We start from the raw sequence: 15,872 nt of genomic DNA on the forward strand, positions 1-15,872 counted from the left end.
CAGACGACGATGCAGAGCGGAGACCCTGATGTGATCGTGGTGGGCTCGGGACCGAACGGCCTCACCGCGGCGGCGTACCTCGCCCGCGCGGGCCTGTCGGTGCTCGTGCTCGAGGCCGAGCAGGAGCCGGGCGGCGCCGTGCGCACGCGCGAGGTGACGCTCCCGGGGTTCCGCCACGACCTCGGCGCGGCGTTCTTCCCCTTCGGGCAGACGAGCCCCGCGCTGCTGCCGCTCGACCTGCCGGGGGCCGGCCTCGTCTGGCGGCACGCGCCGGTCGACAGCGCCCACCCGGCGCCCGACGGGACCTGCGCCGCGATCGCGCGGGACGTCGAGGCGACGGCGAGGTCGCTCGGCGAGGACGGCCCCACGTGGCGCCGGATCGCGGGCTGGCACGCCGCCACGGTCGAGCGGCTGCTCAAGGCGCTCCTGTCCACGCCGCCCGCCCTCGGGGCGCTGCTCCGCTTCGGGCCCCTCAACCTGCTCCGCCTCGCGCAGGTGGCCCTCTCGAGCGGCCGCGGCTTCTCGACGCGCACCTTCCGGACCGAGGCGGCCCGGCGCGTCGTCCCCGGCCTCGCCCTCCACACCGACGTGGGCCCCGAGGACCCCTGCGGCGCCATCGTCGGCTTCATGCTCACCCTGCTCGCCTCGAGCGGCGGCTTCGCGGTGCCCGAGGGCGGCGCCGGCTCCGTCACGCGCGCCTTGCTCCGGCGCATCGAGGAGCGCGGCGGCAGCCTCCGCTGCGGCGCCCGGGTCGAGCAGATCATCGCCAGGCAGGGCCGGGCGGCCGCGGTGCGGCTCGCGGACGGCGAGGAGATCAGCGCCCGCCGCGCCATCGTCGCCGACGTCGCGGCGCCGACGCTCTACCTCCGCCTGCTCGCGCCCGAGCTCGTCCCCGGCCGGATCCAGCGCGCCATGCGCCGGTTCCGCCAGGGGTTCGGCACCTTCAAGATGGACTGGGCGCTCGACGGCCCGGCGCCGTGGTCCCACGAGGACGCCGCGCGCGCCGCGGTCGTGCACGCGGGCGACAGCCTCGAGGATCTCGCCGAGTTCACGCGCCAAGTGCGCGCCGGCGCGCTCCCCGAGCACCCCTACCTCGTCATCGGGCAGCAATCGCTGGTCGATCCGACCCGCGCGCCGGCCGGTCGCCACACCCTGTATGCGTACTCGCGCGTCCCCTCCTCCATCGGCGGGGGCTGGACGGCCTCGCGCGAGCGCTTCGCCGACCGCGTCGAGGCGCGGATCGAGGAGCTCGCCCCCGGCTTCCGGCAGCGGATCCTCGCGCGGAAGATCTGGGCGCCCGACGACCTCGAGGCGATGGACGCGAACCTCATCGGCGGCGATCTCGGCGGAGGCTCGGCCGACATCCGGAACCAGCTCATCTTCCGGCCGGTGTTCCCCTACTTCCGCTACCGGACGCCAGTCCGCGGCCTCTACCTGGGCTCGTCGTACGCGCACCCCGGCGCCGGGGTCCACGGCGCGTGCGGGCACAACGCGGCGCTGGCGGTGCTGGAGGACGAAGGCTGAGCCGCCGGGGCCCCGCGCGCCCGCGCGCTACTTCGATCGCGACGGTGGGCCGTCCCGGTAATCGGAGCGCTTCAGCCCGTGGCTGGTGATCTTCTCCTGGAGCGTGCGCAGCGGCATCCTGAGCCGCCGCGCCGCCATCGCCAGGTTGCCGTTCGTCGCGCGGAGGGCCTCGAGGATGATCTCGGTCTCCAGGCGGTCCATCTGCGCCTTGAGCCCGATCATCGGCCCCGTGCTGGTCGGCGCGATCTCCACGAGCGGCCGGTCCGGCGGCGGCGGCGTGGAGCGCCGGCGCGCCGCGAGGGCGTTGATGCTCTCCGGCAGGTCGAGCGGGGTGATGACGCTGCCCCGCGCGATGACGACGGCCCGCTCGATGGCGCTGCGCAGCTCGCGCACGTTGCCGGGCCAGGGGTATTGCTCCAGGAGCGCGAGCGTCTCGGGATCGATCGAGCGCACGTTGCGGCGATGCGCCTCGTTCGCCTGCCGGAGGAAGCGCTGGGCCAGCGGCCCGATATCCTCGCGCCGCTCGCAGAGCGGCGGGATGCGCAGCGGCACCGCGTTGAGCCGGTAGAGCAGGTCCGAGCGGAACGCGCCCGCCTCGCACATCGCCTCGAGATCGCGGTACGTGGTCGCGACGATCCGCACGTCGACCTCGATCTCCCGGGTCGACCCGAGCCGGGCGATGCGGCCGGTGTCGAGGAGGCGCAGCAGCGCGGCCTGGGAGGAAGGCGGGAGATCGCCCACCTCGTCGAGCACCACGGTGCCGCCCGCGCACGCCTCGAAGACGCCCTCCTGCGCCTCTGCGGCGCCCGGGAGCGCGTCGGCCTCGTGGCCGAAGAGCGTGCTCTCCAGGAGCTGCGCGGGTACGCCGCTGCACCCGACGTGGACCATCTGCTTCTTGTGGCGCGGGCCGGCCTCGTGGATGAGCCGCGCGAGCACGTCCTTGCCGGTCCCCGTCTCGCCCTGGAGCAGCACGGGCGCCGACGAGCGCGCGAGGCGCATGGCCGTCTCGAGCACCGGCCGCATCGCGGGGCTGCGCATCACGAGCCCCTCGTCGCTGACCGCGCGCACGCCGCCCACGGGCGTCGGCCCGCCCATCAGGTTGTCGGCGCTCGGCAGGCGCCGCGGGTCCAGGGCGGCGCGGCGCGCGTCCAGCGCGTCGAGGTGGAGCACCGGCAGCTCCGCGCTCGCGATGACGCGCAGCGAGGCCGTGATCTCCCCGAGCACCACCTCGTCGCCGGGCTTCAGGATGCCCTGCTCCACGCGGTGGCCGCTCAGGAAGGTGCCGTTCGTCGAGCCGAGGTCCTCGATGAGCACGTCGCCGCGCTGGAACGTGAAGCGCGCGTGGCGCCGCGACAGGCTGCGCTCGGGGATCGCGACGTCCGCGCTCGGATCGCGGCCCACGACGACCCCGACCCCCTCGTTCAGCCGCACCGTCTCGGCGCCGTGCCGGTGATAGATGATGAGCAGCACGTGCGGCTGCGTCCCGCGCTCGCGGCTCAGCTGGTTCAACGCGTCACGGACCTGCGACATGGCGATCGGATCCGTCACGCCCAGCTGCGAATCGAGCTGAGCCTCCTGCGCGTCGAGGTCTTCGGCCGGCGTCGAGGGCTGGACGGCCGAGGCCTCGGCCGGCGACGCGTCGCCGCGGTACCCCTCCTCGGACGCGCCCGGCTCGCGGACGTCCGGCGACGGTAGACTCCTCGGAGCGGCCGGACGCGAGTGATTCATGCGTTCTCTCTCATGGGTGCCAGAGCAACCCCCGGCGCCGGATGCTGGCCCGCGAGCCCTGCTCGCGATCATCCTTTATCCCATGACCATAAGCCGCAGGTAGGCCGGCGCGCAAGGCGCGAGCAGCCGATCGTCGGCGCTGGTTGCCGTTCCCCGCGCAGTTCCCCGCGCAGCTCCCCGAGCAGCTCTCCGCGGGTCCCTCGACGGCGCGGCCCCTCGGAGCACGCGCGGCTCAGGTGCCGCGCCGCGCGCGGCTCAGGCGCCGCGCGCGACCTGCTCGCCGGGGATGGGCGTGCGCGCGGAGGGCGTGGGCGGATCCTCGGCGCGGCAGTGGGCGGCGAAGCGCGGGCACGGGGCGTCCTCGATCGGCGGGAGCTCCGCGTAGCCGCGGGGGCCGGCGATCTCGTTGAAGCAGCGGCCGAGCCAACCTGGAATCACGAGCGCGTAGGTGCGCGCGAGCCGCCTGGGATCGTCCAGGGTGCGCAGCATCGCGTGGTAGGTGACCTCGCCGTAGGTCGCCTTGAAGGCGGCCGCCTGCTCGGGCCGCGCGAGCCAGCTCATGACGCCGGCGCGATCCGCCTCCGGATGGAACTGGACCGCCTCGACCCCCGGCGCGACCTGCAGCCCGAGGATCGCCCGGCCCTTGGAGATGCCGTCGCGGCTCTCGCGGGCGAGGAGCTGGCCCCCGAGGCCGTGGAGGCGGCGCTCGTCGAGGTTCACCGCCTCCCAGTTGCGGTGCTCGAAGGCGAAGAGGCGGTCGCCGAACGGAGACAGCAGCGGGTGCTGCTGGCCGACCGGGGTCGTGTAGATGGGCATGACGCCGAACTTGCGGTCGGCGCGCGGGACCACATCGGCCAGCCGGTAATGGTGGACGACGAGCTCGAACGAGTAGCAGATCGCGAAGAGCGCCCGCCGGTCCGCGCCCCCCTGGATCGCCGACTCGACCACGCCGTCGAGGAGGCGCGCGTAGTCGACCGTCCACGGCTCGCCCTCGCCGTCGAACGGAGAGCCGGGGCCGCCCGACGAGAGGTACAGATCACAGTCCGCGGGGATCGGTGCGTTGGTGTCCCGGGGGGACACCTCGGCGACCTCGCAAGATACGCCCGGATTGTGCTTCTGGACACGTTCGAAGAAAGCTGCGGTGAGCCCGCGCAGGCAGCGCATCGCCTGATTCACGTGGCCATTGTTCATGTCCACGATGCACAGCCGTAGCGGCCTCAGCGGCCCGATCGACCGGCCGTTCTCGACGGTATCTATCCCTGCTGGCGTAGGTGGGAGCGGATTCGAGCTCATCGGAAGGTGGCAGAGTGCAAACGTAGGCCCCCGCGATTTCTACCCATATCACCCGGCAGACCTCGCGAAAAGAAAGGTTTTCTCGGTTACGCCGGTCGCACGCCGGAAGTCGCGCCGGTGTTCGCAGAGGGTCACGTGGGTTACTCGGCGGTTACGTCGAGTCGAGGGGACATCAAAAGTCCTTTCTCGGCCCCGCGTTCCTGAGGATCCTGTGTGTGATGAAAAAACGGAATGGACCGCCGCGTGATCCCCTGACCCGGCGGCATGTGCTGACGGGGCTCGGCGCGGCGCTCGGCGCCGCGACCTTCGGATGCAGCGCCACGGAGGGCGCGACGCTGCTCGAGGACGCCGGCTCGAGCTCGGGCAGCTCGGGTGGGAACGACGGAGCCGGCGGAGCGGGCGGCGGCGCTGGAGGTGCGGGCAGCGCTGGAGGTGCGGGCGGCGCTGCGGGAGCGGGCGGCTCGGGACAGGCGGGAGCTGACGGCGCCGGCGGCGCGCCTGCGGATGGCTGCATCGACACGGGAGGCCTGAGCCCTGCAGAGCTGCTCGCGCCGATCAGCACCATCGTCGTCCTGTGTATGGAGAACCGGTCGTTCGACCACTACCTCGGCTCGCTGCGGCTGAAGGAGGGCAGGCAGATCGACGGCCTGACAGGCAACGAGTCGAACCGGGCGCCGGACGGCGCGCTGGTCTCCCCCTTCCAGCTCGACAACTTCACGCCCGTCGACCCGCCGCACAGCTGGGACGCGGCCCACGCGCAGTGGAATCAAGGGAGGAACGACGGGTTCGTCGCCGCTCACGCGGGGCCGGATCAGCGCGACGTGATGGGCTATCACGTGCGCGAGCACCTGCCGATCCTCTACGCGCTCGCCGACGCGTCGGCGATCTGCGAGCGCTGGTTCAGCTCGGTGCTCGGCCCGACCTGGCCCAACCGGTTCTTCCTGCACGGCGCCACGTCGAGGGGCGTCTCCAGGAACGTGCCGGTCACCGGCTTCACGAGCGTCTTCGAGCTGCTGAGCGACGCGGGGATCTCGAGCAGGAACTACTACCACGACGTGCCGTGGTGCTCGGGGGCGTACTTCAAGTTCAAGGGCGTCTCCGGCATCGAGCGCTTCTTCGACGACGCGGCCGCGGGGCTCCTCCCCGCGTTCTCCGTCATCGATCCCCAGTTCTTCGGCGCCACCGCGAACGACGATCACCCCGACCACGACGTGCAGCTCGGGCAGGTGCTCATGGCCAGCGTCTACAACGCGCTCGCGAAGAGCCCGCAGTGGGGCCGGTGCCTGCTCGTGATCACCTACGACGAGCACGGAGGCTTCTTCGACCACGTGCCGCCGCCCACGACCACCGACGACGATCCGCTGTTCTCGCAGCTCGGGTTCCGGGTGCCGTCGATCGTCGCGGGCCCGTTCGTCCGGAGGGGCTGCGCGGTGAGCACCGTGCTCGACCACGCGTCGGTCATCCGCACGCTCGAGGCGCGCTTCGAGATCCCCAGGCTGAACGCGCGCTCCGGCGGGGCGAACGACCTGTCGTGCTGCATCGATCCGGCGCTCCTCCGCGATCCCCAGGCGCCGATCGCCCTCCCCACGGTCGAGGTCTCCCTCTCGCAGCTGCGCGCGCGGACCGAGACCGGGATCTCCCAGCCGGAGCTGTGGGACGCCGCGGAGCGCGGGGTCATCCCGCGGCACCTGGACCGCCGGCGCGAGGGGCCGGACGTCGCGCGGCGGGTGCTGGCGCACGCGGAGCGGCTCGGCGCCGCGAGGCTCCGGGACTGAGCCGCCGGCCGGCCGGCGCCGAGGTCGCCCGGGGGCGGGAGGTCTGATAGAAGCGGCGCCGTGCCGCCCGACCCCGATCCGCCCGCCGCCACGCAGGCAGGGACCACGCCGGCGAGCGCCGCCGCCGCCGCGCCGGCCGGCGCGAGCCGGCCGGCCGCCGGACGCGAGGCGGCCCCCAGCGCGGCGCGATCGTCGGCGATGGTCACCGCGGGGATCATCCTCTCGCGGCTCGTCGGGCTGATCCGCCAGCGGGTGACGGCGCACTTCTTCGGCACCTCCGAGCTCGCCGACGTGATCGCGGCGGCGTTCCGCGCGGGGAACATCACCCAGAACCTCCTCGGCGAGGGGACGCTCTCCGCGACCTTCATCCCCGTCTACGCGCGCCTCCGCGCGGCGGGCGACGCGCGGCGCGCGGCGCACTTCGCGCTGTCCGCCCTCGGGCTCCTGCTCGTCGCCGCCGCGGCGGCGTCGCTCCTCGGCGTGCTCGCGGCGCCGTGGCTGTCCTTCCTGGTCGCCGCGGGCTTCGACGAGGACAAGCTCGCGAGCACGACGCGCGTCGTCCGGATCATCTTCCCGATGACCGGCCTCCTCGTGCTCTCGGCGTGGGGGCTCGGCGTCCTGAACGCGCACCGGCGGTTCTTCCTCCCCTACGCCGCGCCCGTCGCGTGGAGCGCCGCCCAGATCGCGGGGCTGCTCGCCTGCGGGGCGTGGCTCGGCATGCGCGGGGAGCCGCTCGCCGAGGCGCTCGCGTGGAGCGCGTTCGCCGGCGCCGCGCTGCAGCTCGCGCTGCTGCTCCCCGCGGCGCGCGCGCTGCTCGGCGGGCTCGCGCCGCGCCTCGACGCGCGCGACCCGAGCGTCCGTGAGGCGGCCGGGAAGCTGCCCGCCGCGCTGCTCGGCCGCGGGATCATCCAGGTCTCCGGGCTCGTCGACACGCTCCTCGTGAGCTTCCTCGGCGCCGGCGCGAACGCGGCCTTCAACTACGCGCAGACGATCTACCTCCTGCCGATGAGCATCCTCGGCACGGGGGAGGCCGCGGTGGCCCTGCCCGAGATGGCGCGCGACACGGCCGAGGCGGACGTCGCGCGGCGCAACGAGGCGCTGTCGCGCCGCCTCGGCGCCTCGCTCGCGCGGATCACGGTGCTGACCGTGCCGGCGACGGCCGTGTTCCTGGTGCTCGGGCGGGAGCTCATCACGCTGCTGCTGCAGACCGGGACGTTCGATCGGGCGTCGACGGCGCGGGTCGAGCCGCTCGTGGGCGCCTACGGGCTCGCGCTGCTCGGGAACGCCGCGGGGCGCGTGCTGATCACCGCCTCGTTCGCGCTGGGGGACACGAGGACGCCGGCGCGCTACGCGCTCTACCGCGTGCTCGTCAGCACCGCCGTCGCGCTCCTCCTGATGCGGCAGCTCGACGTGCTCGGCGTGGTGCTCGGCGCCGTGATCGCCGGGTGGGTCGAGGCGATCGCCCTCGCCCTCCGCGTGCGGCGCGAGATCGGCGGGCTCGGGCTGGATCAAATCCGGATCGGCCGCGTCGCCGCGCTCACGGCGGTCTCGGTCGGCTGCGGCGCGGCGCTCCGGGCGGCGCTGCCGGCGGCGATGGCCGCCACGCCCTGGGGCGCCGCGCTCATCCTCGCGGGGTGCGGCGGGGCCTTCGCGGTCGCGGCCCCCGCGCTCGGGCTCTTCAGCCTGAGATCGCTCCTGCGCAGGAGGTGAGCGCGCGCGGCGCCGCGCGCTCGCGGTGCCAGGCGACGTAGCGCTCGACGAACGCGCGCTGCGCGCGGCTCAGCGCGACGCGCGGCCGCTGCCGCTCGAGCAGGGCGATCGCCTCGCCGACCTCGAGGCCGCCGCGGGTGGTGAGGTAGCAGAGCGCGATCGTGACGCTCCGCCCGACGCCGCTCGCGCAGTGGACGTGGACGCGGTGGCCAGCGCCGAGGTGGCGCTCGAGGAACGCCACGCCGCGCGCGGCCTGCTCGAGCGTGGGGGCGCACATGTCCCAGCACGGGACGCGGAGGTACTCGACGCCCGCCGCGCGCAGCGCGAGCACCGGGTCGTAGAGCTCGCGCGACACGTTGATCACGGCGCGAACGTCGAGGCGCCGGAGCTCGGCGACGTCGCCGGGGAGGAGGAACCCGCCGATCAGGAGGTTCGGGCTCACCCACGTGCGCCACGGGTGCCGCGGTCGGAACGACGCGGCGGCGCGGCGCAGCGCCAGGAATGCATAGAAAACCAGGGCATAGGGCGCGAGCAGGAGGAACACCAGCGCGGGGCGGAGGCGCACGCGCAACTCATGGCGTCGACGCGGGCGCGGCGCCAGCGGCCGGGCGGCGCGCCGCGCCAGCGGCCGGGCGGCGCGCCGCGCCCTGGAACTTGGCCCGGGGCGCGCAGGTCGGGCATGCGTCGGCCGATGCCGCTCGCTTCCATGCCGACGGAGCCCTCCCGGCCGGTGCCGCCTCCGGACCTCGGGGCGCCGCCGCCCTGCGCGCCGCGACGCTCCGCGTGCGGCCCACGGCCGCGTCGCCTCGACGGCCTCGCGGGCGTGGTCGTCGTGCTGGCCCTGTCCGGCTGCACGGCGAAGGCCGCGTCGGTGGAGCTATCGAAGGACGAAGCAGGCGGCGGCGAGCCCGAGGTCGTCGCGCTGCCCGCGGACGGGCCCAAGCTGGTCGCCCTGCGCGCGGGGACGCCCGTGCTCGCGCGCCCGCAGGCCGGCGCGCGCACGATCGGCGAGCTCTATCCTGGCGCCGCCGTGGTGCGGTCGTCGGAGCCGTACGGGCGCGCCGGGTGCAGCGGAGGGTGGTACGCGATCCGCCCCCGCGGCTTCGTCTGCGTGGGCGAAGGCGCGACGCTGCACACCGACGCGGTCGCGGTGCTGCCGGCGCCCCCCGACCTGTCGCGGCCCCTGCCCTACCGCTATGGGCGCGCGAGGACGCAGGGCACCCCGGCGTACTCCGGGGTGCCGAGCCGCGAGGAGCTGCGGCACGCCGAGCCGGATCTCGAGCGCCACCTCGAGCGCGTGCAGCGCAGCGACGCGCAGCTCGGCGCGTCGGCCAACGACGTCCCGCTCGACGAGCGCGGCGTCGCCACCGGGCCGCCGGTGCTGCTGCCGCAGCAGCACGGCGTCGGCGAGGACGGGCGGAGGACCGAGTCGGGCTACTTCGTGTTTCCGCTCGCCGACGCGGTCGCGCCGCTCCCGCCCCTCGCCGCGCTCGGGATCGAGCTGGGCGCGAAGGACGGCGCGCCCGTCGACCTGCGCGCCGCGATGAAGACGGCGGCGCTGCGCAAGGGCAGCGGGGTCGCGATCACCCGCACCTTCACCGCGGGCGAGGCCGACGGCCGCAGGCTCGGCATGACGCCGGACGGCCGCCTCGTCCCGACCGATCGGCTGCAGGCCGCGCTCGGCTCGCCGTGGCACGGCCTCGACGTCGAGAAGGTCGGGCTGCCCGTGGCGTTCGTGCATCGCCACGACGTCACCACGTGGTCGATCGGTCGCGGCAAGGCGACGCCCAACGACGAGGAGCTCGAGCGGCGCACGGGCGTGCCGCTCACGGGCAAGTTCAGGACGGTGGACGGCACGCGCTTCGAGGAGGCGCGCGACGGCTTCTGGCTGCGCGCGCAGGACCTCGTCGTCATCGTGCGGCGCTCGAAGTTCCCCGACTTCGCGAAAGGCTCACAGCGCTGGCTCGACGTCAGCCTGGCCAACCAGACGCTGACGGCCTACGAGGGGCAGAAGCCGATCTACGCCACGCTGATCTCCTCTGGCCGCGATCAGCTCCGCGATCCGGAGTCGAGCGCGTCGACGGCGCGCGGCACCTTCCGCGTGCGGAGCAAGCACGTGACGCGCAACATCGATCCGCGCGAGGTCGCCGACAGCTTCGACGTCGCCGACGCCCCGTGGGTGATGGACTTCGCGCCGGGCCACGCGATCACCGGCATGTACTGGGGCGCCGGGGTCGGCGAAGCGCAAGGCTTCCACGACATCGCGCTGACGCCGGTCGACGCGCGGCGCATCTTCCTGTGGACCGAGCCTGAGCTCCCCGACGGCTGGCACGCGGTGCACAGCGGCGGCGAGGAAGGAACCCTCGTCCACGTCCGACCCTGAGGAACAAGTCGCGAGCGCTGGCCCCCGATTCAGGGAGACCAGCGGCCGACTGTCACCATTTCTGGTGCCGAAGGAGGGAATCGAACCCCCGACCCGGCGCGTATGAAACGCCTGCTCTAGCCAGCTGAGCTACTTCGGCAGAAGCGAGGGCGGACTAGTACCGCCCTGTCCCGACCCTGTCAAGCGATGTCTTGCGCGCTGCGACGCTGTCCACGCGCTCGGGTGGCGCGCTCAGGCGGCGTTCATCGTTCATCGTTCATCGTTCGCGCGGGGAGCTTCGGCAGGACGGCCGGGTTCCTCGCCTCGAAGGGCATCGACCACCGGAAGCTCTCGCCGAGCTCGGGGGGCACCGGTGGGTACGGCGCGCCGCGCAGCACCGCGCGCCGGCAATTCTCGTCGAACTCCGGGATGCCGCTCGGCCGCGTCACCGCTGCGCTGCTCACGGTCCCGTCCGCCCGGATCACAAAGGTCACGATCACGGTCCCCTGGAGCCCCTCGCCCGCGGCCCACTTGGGGAACGCGTCGGCCCAGAGCGGGTGCAGCTTGGCCATGACCTGCCGCATGTAGAGGCTGCGGCGGCGATCGAGCGGATCGTTGTCGAGCAGCCGGCCGCGCCCGGAGCCGAGCGCGCTGGAGCGCGCGCCGCTGCCCGCCACGCCGCCCGAGCCGGTCGCGCCCGGCCCCGCCGCTCCGCCCGGACCGAGCCCGCGCGCGCCGCCCGCCGAGCTCGCATGAACGAGCGACTGGATCGCCGTCGCCACCTCCTGCTCGCTGTCGACCGTGTCGTTCGGGCGCCCCGCGACGTTCGCGGGGACCGAGGGCGTGCCCGCGGCGACCATCGGCCGCGCCAGCGGGACCGCCGCGCTGTCGCGATGATCCGCGCCGGGCCGCCCGTCGCGCACGCCGAGCCCCGCGGACGAGCGCTCGCCCCCCTCCACGGCCCCGCCGACCGCGCGCGGCGTCGCTCCGAGCGACAGCGTCGCGCCGGGCGCGCCTGACGCGTCGGCCGCGCCCTCGGCGCCCGCGGGCCGCGCCGCGGCGCCGAGCGGGCCGCCCCGACGCTCGGGCGCGCCGCTGTCGCGCGCCCCGACCGACGGATCGCGCTCGGCCGCGGACCGTCGCTCGGGCCGGCTGCCGACGCGGCCGCCCGCGAGGAACGTGAGCTCCGTGGGCTCCCGGCTGGCGCGCCAGTCCTCGCGCGACGCGCGGCGCGACGACGAGCGGATGCGCTGGATCTGGCTCCTGTCGAGCCGCGAGCGGACCTCGGGCGACAGGAAGGTCGCGTCGTCCCTGTCCGCGAGGTTCAGCGCGGGCAGCGCGGTCGCGTCCGTGCCGCCGCGGCCGCGCGTGCCCGTGTCCGGCCGCGCCGCGGCTTCGCCTCCGCCGCGCGGGAGGCTCGCCGGCAGCTCGGGCGCGATCGCCGGCGCGCTGTCGAGCGTGCCGTCCGAGACCACCGGAAGCTCGATCTCGATCGGCGCGCTCGGCGCGGCCGGCGCGCCGGCGGTGCGCGCGAGCGTCACCTCCTGCGTCGAGAGCGAGCCCGCGACGATCGCCGCGCCTGCCCCGACGAGCCCGGCGTGGGCAGCGACGGAGAGCGCCCACGCGGACGCGATCCGGCGGCCGTCGCGTGATCTCTGCATCGTCCTGTCACTATGCCTCGAAACGAACACGAGGCGAGCCCGCAGGCGGCACCGCCGGAGGAGCGTGGCGCTCGTGTCCGACGTCGTGCGCGTGTCAGACGGCGGGCGCGGCGGGCGCGTCGCCCTTCGCCAGCCGCAGCCGCCGGCGGGTGTTCTCCGCGGTGCGCGCGGCGAGCGCCTCGAACGGCTCGCCCCGGAGCTCCGCGACGAAGCGGGCCGTGTGCAGCACGTGCCCCGGCTCGCACCGCTTCCCGCGGAACGGCACGGGCGCGAGGTAGGGGCTGTCGGTCTCGACCAGGATCCGGTCCCCGGGCGCCCACGCGGCGACCTCCTGGATCGCGCGCGCGCTCTTGAAGGTGACGATGCCCGAGAACGAGAGATCGAAGTCGAGCGCGAGCGCCCTCTCGGCGAACGCGCGATCCTCGGAGAAGCAGTGGATGATGCCGCCCACGTCGCTCGCGCCTGCGCGCTCCAGGATGGCGAGCGTGTCCTCCGGCGCCTCGCGCGTGTGGATGACGATCGGCTTCCGCACCCGCCGCGCGAGGGCGACGAGGTCAGCGAAGACGCGCTGCTGTGTGTCCTTCGGCGAGTGCATGTAGTGGTAGTCGAGGCCGATCTCGCCGACGGCCACGACCTCGGGGCGGCGCGCCAGCGCCTCGAGCTCCGCGAGCATCCTGTCATCCAGGGCGGAGGCGTCGTGCGGGTGGACGCCGACCGCGGCGTGCACGTCGGCGCGCCGCGCCGCCAGCTCCGCGGCGAAGCGCGCCGCGGACAGATCCGCGTCGACGCCGACGACCACGAACGCGTCGACGCCGGCGGCGCGCGCGCGGTCGAGGACAGCGTCCGCGCCCTCGCGGAAATGGTGCGGGTCGACGTGGCAGTGCGAGTCGATGAGCATGCTTCGGCTCAGGTGACGAGCTCCGCGAAGCGCGCGCGGAGCAGCGCGCTCGCGGCGTCGAGCGCGCAGCGATCGCAGTAGCCCATCCCGTGCAGCCGCTCCAGCGCGCGCGTCGCGTTCCTGCGCTCCTCCTCGCGCAGCTCGCCCCATCCCTTCTCGGACTTGCCGTCGCCCTGCGCGTCTCGGAGGAGCGCGACGAGGTCGCGCACGAGCAGCGCCACGCCCTTGCGCCGCTCCGTGAACACCGCCTCCCGCAGCTTGCGGATCTGCTGCGGGAACACGACCGCGTTCACGATCTTCTGGCCCGGGTGGTCGATGGCCCACGCGGCGATCGCCGAGATCAGGCCGCGCCGGTGGTCGTCGTGCTTCGTGCGGACGCCGAGCAGCGCCTCCACCTCGCGCATCATGCGCTCGTCCGGGTTCTCGAAGTCGCCCGTGTGCGGGTTGCGGATCTTCTCGCCCTTCACCCAGACGCCGACGTGGGAGATGTACCGATCGAACAGCTCGGCGTAGCGGGTCTCGTCGACGAGGCCGCTGGCCGATCGCATCTCCTCCTCGATCGTGTCGAGCAGGCGCGTGCGCACGACCTCGCGGAAGAGCCGGTGGTCGTGGTAGCCGCCCGCGAGCTGCTTCTCCTTGAGCCAGTCGTACTCCGCCTGCCGCTTGCAGAGCGCGTCGAGCTCCAAGAGCACGGCGAACGGCGAGAGGCACGCGTGGTCCGGGCTCTGCGCCGCGTCGAGCAGGAGCGTCCGCACCTCGCGCGGCGAGACGCCGAGCCGCCCCTCGAAGTCCACCGACGCGTCGCTCTCGTGATAGATGGCCTCGATGCCCGCGCGCAGCACCTTCTGCGCCTCGGCGTCGAACCGCTCCGGCGCCGTGCCCGTCGCGAACAGCTCCATCTTCTCGACCGCGGTGAGGCTCGATACGAGCGGCGCGAGCGCGTCGGGGTACCGCTTCGCCTCCGGCTGGCGCATGCGGGTGAGCACGGCGAACTGCGCGGCGACGCGCGTCGCGTGCGGGGCGACGTGGCGGGTCACGAACGGGACGATCTGCGCGTCGTAGATCGTCTGCTCGTCGAGGTAGCTCCGGAGGTAGGGCGCGCGCAGGAGCTCGAAGCGCCCGCGGAAGCTCGGGAACTCCGGGTGCTCCCGGAACGCGTTGAGGTGCACGTCGTTGGCGCTGCCGATCATGACGACGTTCGTCTGCACCGTCTGCTGCGGCAGGCTGACCTCGCCGGTCTCCAGCGTGAGCTGGAGGTAGCGGAACGCGTCGAGCGGGCGCTTCAGCAGATCGCTGAACTCGAGCACGCCGCCGGCCGCCTCGATGAGCTCGCCGTGCGCCTCGAAGAGCGTCGTCGCCTGGAGGGAGGTCGGCAGCGAGGCGAGCGAGCGATCCGCCGTGATCTGCCGCTCGCCGGCGTCGACCGAGAGCTCCGGGCCGATCGTGACGGCGCCGACGCGGTAGCGGCGCGAGATGAAGTACCGCTCGACCTGGACGTGCCGCAGCGTCTCGGCGAGCGAGCCGTTGCTCGCCACGAGGAGCGCCTCGAAGACCTGCTGGTTCTTGTGGGACAGCTTGCCGCTCATCAGCCACTCGGGCGGCGGCTCCGTCGCGCCGGCGTCCTCGTAGAGCTTCAGGATGAGCGCGCGCCGCTCGCGCACCGGGAGCAGGAACAGCGGGTGGTCCCGGAGCTCGATCACGAGCCGCGCGTCGATCTGATCGTCCTCGAGGTGGGCGTAGCTCGCGCCGTCCGCGGCGCTCGCCTTCACGTCGCCGCCGAAGCCGATCGAGCCGCGCGTCGTCTTGCGGCTCGGGAAGACCCAGTGGAAGCGGTACAGCGCGCCCTCGTCGAGGGTCGAGTAGTGCTCCAGCGCCCGCAGGATGCAGGCGGCGAGCGTGCTCTTCGCCGAGCCGTTCGGCCCGTGCATCAGGACGAGCCGGTTGGCCCTGCCCTCGCGCACGAAGTTGCAGAGCACCCGGTAGACCTCGGCCTGGAGCTCCTCGTGGCCGATCAGCGCGAAATCCCGCCCGTGATACGCGGCCGACGGCGTCACGCCCTGCTGCGCCGCCTCGGCCGCAGGGAGCTCCCACGGAAGATCGAACAGCTGGAAGCGGGTCAGCTCCCCCCAGGGCTTCTTGATCGTCCGCGTGCCGAAATGGTCGAACATGTCGCGGACGTAGCGAGCCGCGTCGCGACCGAAGCGGACCGGGTTCGAGGCGAACAGCTCCAGGTACTGCTGGAAGGAGAGGACCCGCTGCTCTTCGTTGAAGCGCCGCGCCATCGATGTGGCGATGGCGTCGAGCTCGGAGAGGGCCTTTCGAGCCCGCTCCGCCGCGCTGCCTTGAACTGTCTGGCTGGGGCCGACCGCGCTGGGCTGGCCCCCCCGGCTACCGGAGGTGTCGTTATTCACGTGAGGCCGAGTTTACCGTTGTGCCTACTGCACGTCGATGACCGCCTCGAGCTCCTGCTTCTGCATCAGGCAGTTCGCGGCGCTACAGATGCTGAAGGAGAGCACGCCCGCCACCTTGGCCTTGCCCTTCTTGGCCGCGACGAACGGGATCTTGAGGACGCCCTTTTTCTCCTCGAACGCGCCGTCTTCTCGCTTGAGCAAGGGCTTCGGGTAGGTGACGCCCTCGGCGGCCGGCTCAGTGACCTTGAACTTGATGGGGTATTTGTCGTTGATGTGGTAGTCGCCCTTCGACAGGAGCGAGACCTCGACGGCCCCCTCCTGGCCGGCCTTGTACGTCCCCGTCGGCTTCATCTCGAGGGTGTAGACCGCATCCTCGACCTTCGATTTTCCGCCCTGGGGTGACGCCGCAGGCACATCCGCGACGCTGCGGGAGGTCGCCGCTTCGCTCTGGCTACACCCCGAGCCGACGACGGTGAGCCCGGAGAGAGCGATCAGGCACATCGCGGCGGG

At 73.7% G+C, this 15,872-nt stretch carries 11 protein-coding genes and 1 tRNA gene; 4 read left to right on the plus strand and 8 right to left on the minus strand.

The annotated features are described in order from the left end of the window. Positions 1 to 9: 9 nt before the first annotated feature. Positions 10 to 1,524, plus strand: a complete 1,515-nt coding sequence (locus tag WMF26_RS22475; RefSeq protein WP_438001980.1) for a phytoene desaturase family protein — start codon at positions 10 to 12, stop codon at positions 1,522 to 1,524. A gap of 27 nt (positions 1,525 to 1,551) precedes the next feature. On the opposite strand, the gene WMF26_RS22480 is transcribed toward WMF26_RS22475, so the two are convergent. Further along, positions 1,552 to 3,252 (minus strand): sigma 54-interacting transcriptional regulator, encoded by a 1,701-nt coding sequence (locus WMF26_RS22480; RefSeq protein WP_438001981.1) that lies wholly within the window; start codon positions 3,250 to 3,252, stop codon positions 1,552 to 1,554. Positions 3,253 to 3,507: 255 nt separating this feature from the next. Next, the gene (locus WMF26_RS22485) at positions 3,508 to 4,443 is read right to left on the minus strand and encodes a hypothetical protein (RefSeq protein WP_438001982.1); all 936 of its coding nucleotides are present in this window, start codon (positions 4,441 to 4,443) and stop codon (positions 3,508 to 3,510) included. 320 nt (positions 4,444 to 4,763) lie between these two features. Between WMF26_RS22485 and WMF26_RS22490 the strand changes: the two genes are divergently transcribed. Together WMF26_RS22490 and murJ are read left to right on the plus strand one after the other, a co-directional pair. Continuing rightward, positions 4,764 to 6,320 carry an alkaline phosphatase family protein gene (locus WMF26_RS22490; protein WP_438001983.1) on the plus strand — a complete coding sequence of 519 codons (1,557 nt, stop codon included), beginning with the start codon at positions 4,764 to 4,766 and terminating at the stop codon, positions 6,318 to 6,320. 60 nt (positions 6,321 to 6,380) lie between these two features. Beyond that, positions 6,381 to 8,030 carry a murein biosynthesis integral membrane protein MurJ gene (gene murJ, locus WMF26_RS22495; RefSeq protein WP_438001984.1) on the plus strand — a complete coding sequence of 550 codons (1,650 nt, stop codon included), beginning with the start codon at positions 6,381 to 6,383 and terminating at the stop codon, positions 8,028 to 8,030. On the opposite strand, the gene WMF26_RS22500 is transcribed toward murJ, so the two are convergent. Next, positions 7,999 to 8,595: a protein-tyrosine phosphatase family protein gene (locus WMF26_RS22500; RefSeq protein WP_438001985.1), complete on the minus strand. Its 597-nt coding sequence runs from the start codon at positions 8,593 to 8,595 to the stop codon at positions 7,999 to 8,001. The genes murJ and WMF26_RS22500 overlap by 32 nt on opposite strands. Positions 8,596 to 8,721: 126 nt before the next feature. On the opposite strand from WMF26_RS22500, the gene WMF26_RS22505 reads away from it, so the two are divergent. After that, on the plus strand, positions 8,722 to 10,413 hold the full coding sequence (locus tag WMF26_RS22505) for a L,D-transpeptidase (protein WP_438001986.1): 1,692 nt from the start codon (positions 8,722 to 8,724) through the stop codon (positions 10,411 to 10,413). A 62-nt stretch (positions 10,414 to 10,475) separates the two neighbouring features. Here WMF26_RS22505 and WMF26_RS22510 read toward each other — a convergent pair. From WMF26_RS22510 to WMF26_RS22530, 5 genes are all read right to left on the minus strand, one after another. Continuing rightward, positions 10,476 to 10,552, minus strand: a tRNA-Met gene (locus WMF26_RS22510). A 103-nt stretch (positions 10,553 to 10,655) separates the two neighbouring features. Next, positions 10,656 to 12,053: an energy transducer TonB family protein gene (locus WMF26_RS22515; protein WP_438001987.1), complete on the minus strand. Its 1,398-nt coding sequence runs from the start codon at positions 12,051 to 12,053 to the stop codon at positions 10,656 to 10,658. Positions 12,054 to 12,147: 94 nt separating this feature from the next. After that, on the minus strand, positions 12,148 to 12,951 hold the full coding sequence (locus WMF26_RS22520) for a TatD family hydrolase (RefSeq protein ID WP_438001988.1): 804 nt from the start codon (positions 12,949 to 12,951) through the stop codon (positions 12,148 to 12,150). Positions 12,952 to 12,959: 8 nt separating this feature from the next. Further along, positions 12,960 to 15,362, minus strand: coding sequence for a PrkA family serine protein kinase (locus WMF26_RS22525; RefSeq protein ID WP_438001989.1), 2,403 nt, complete (start codon positions 15,360 to 15,362; stop codon positions 12,960 to 12,962). A gap of 24 nt (positions 15,363 to 15,386) precedes the next feature. Next, entirely contained in the window at positions 15,387 to 15,863 is a 477-nt protein-coding gene (locus WMF26_RS22530; protein ID WP_020736473.1) for a hypothetical protein, read from the minus strand. Positions 15,864 to 15,872 lie beyond the last annotated feature (9 nt).

The sequence above is a fragment of the Sorangium sp. So ce185 genome (assembly GCF_051526825.1).
Lineage (GTDB): Bacteria > Myxococcota_A > Polyangia > Polyangiales > Polyangiaceae > Sorangium > Sorangium cellulosum_D.

Bases quoted from the DNA above. Each gene is read 5' to 3' on its own strand.
- WMF26_RS22530 (WP_020736473.1), bottom strand. From the start codon at position 15,863: ATGTGCCTGATCGCTCTCTCCGGGCTCACCGTCGTCGGCTCGGGGTGT.
- WMF26_RS22490 (WP_438001983.1), top strand. From the start codon at position 4,764: ATGAAAAAACGGAATGGACCGCCGCGTGATCCCCTGACCCGGCGGCAT.
- WMF26_RS22515 (WP_438001987.1), bottom strand. From the start codon at position 12,053: ATGCAGAGATCACGCGACGGCCGCCGGATCGCGTCCGCGTGGGCGCTC.
- WMF26_RS22480 (WP_438001981.1), bottom strand. From the start codon at position 3,252: ATGAATCACTCGCGTCCGGCCGCTCCGAGGAGTCTACCGTCGCCGGAC.
- WMF26_RS22505 (WP_438001986.1), top strand. From the start codon at position 8,722: ATGCCGCTCGCTTCCATGCCGACGGAGCCCTCCCGGCCGGTGCCGCCT.
- WMF26_RS22485 (WP_438001982.1), bottom strand. From the start codon at position 4,443: ATGAACAATGGCCACGTGAATCAGGCGATGCGCTGCCTGCGCGGGCTC.
- WMF26_RS22475 (WP_438001980.1), top strand. From the start codon at position 10: ATGCAGAGCGGAGACCCTGATGTGATCGTGGTGGGCTCGGGACCGAAC.
- WMF26_RS22520 (WP_438001988.1), bottom strand. From the start codon at position 12,951: ATGCTCATCGACTCGCACTGCCACGTCGACCCGCACCATTTCCGCGAG.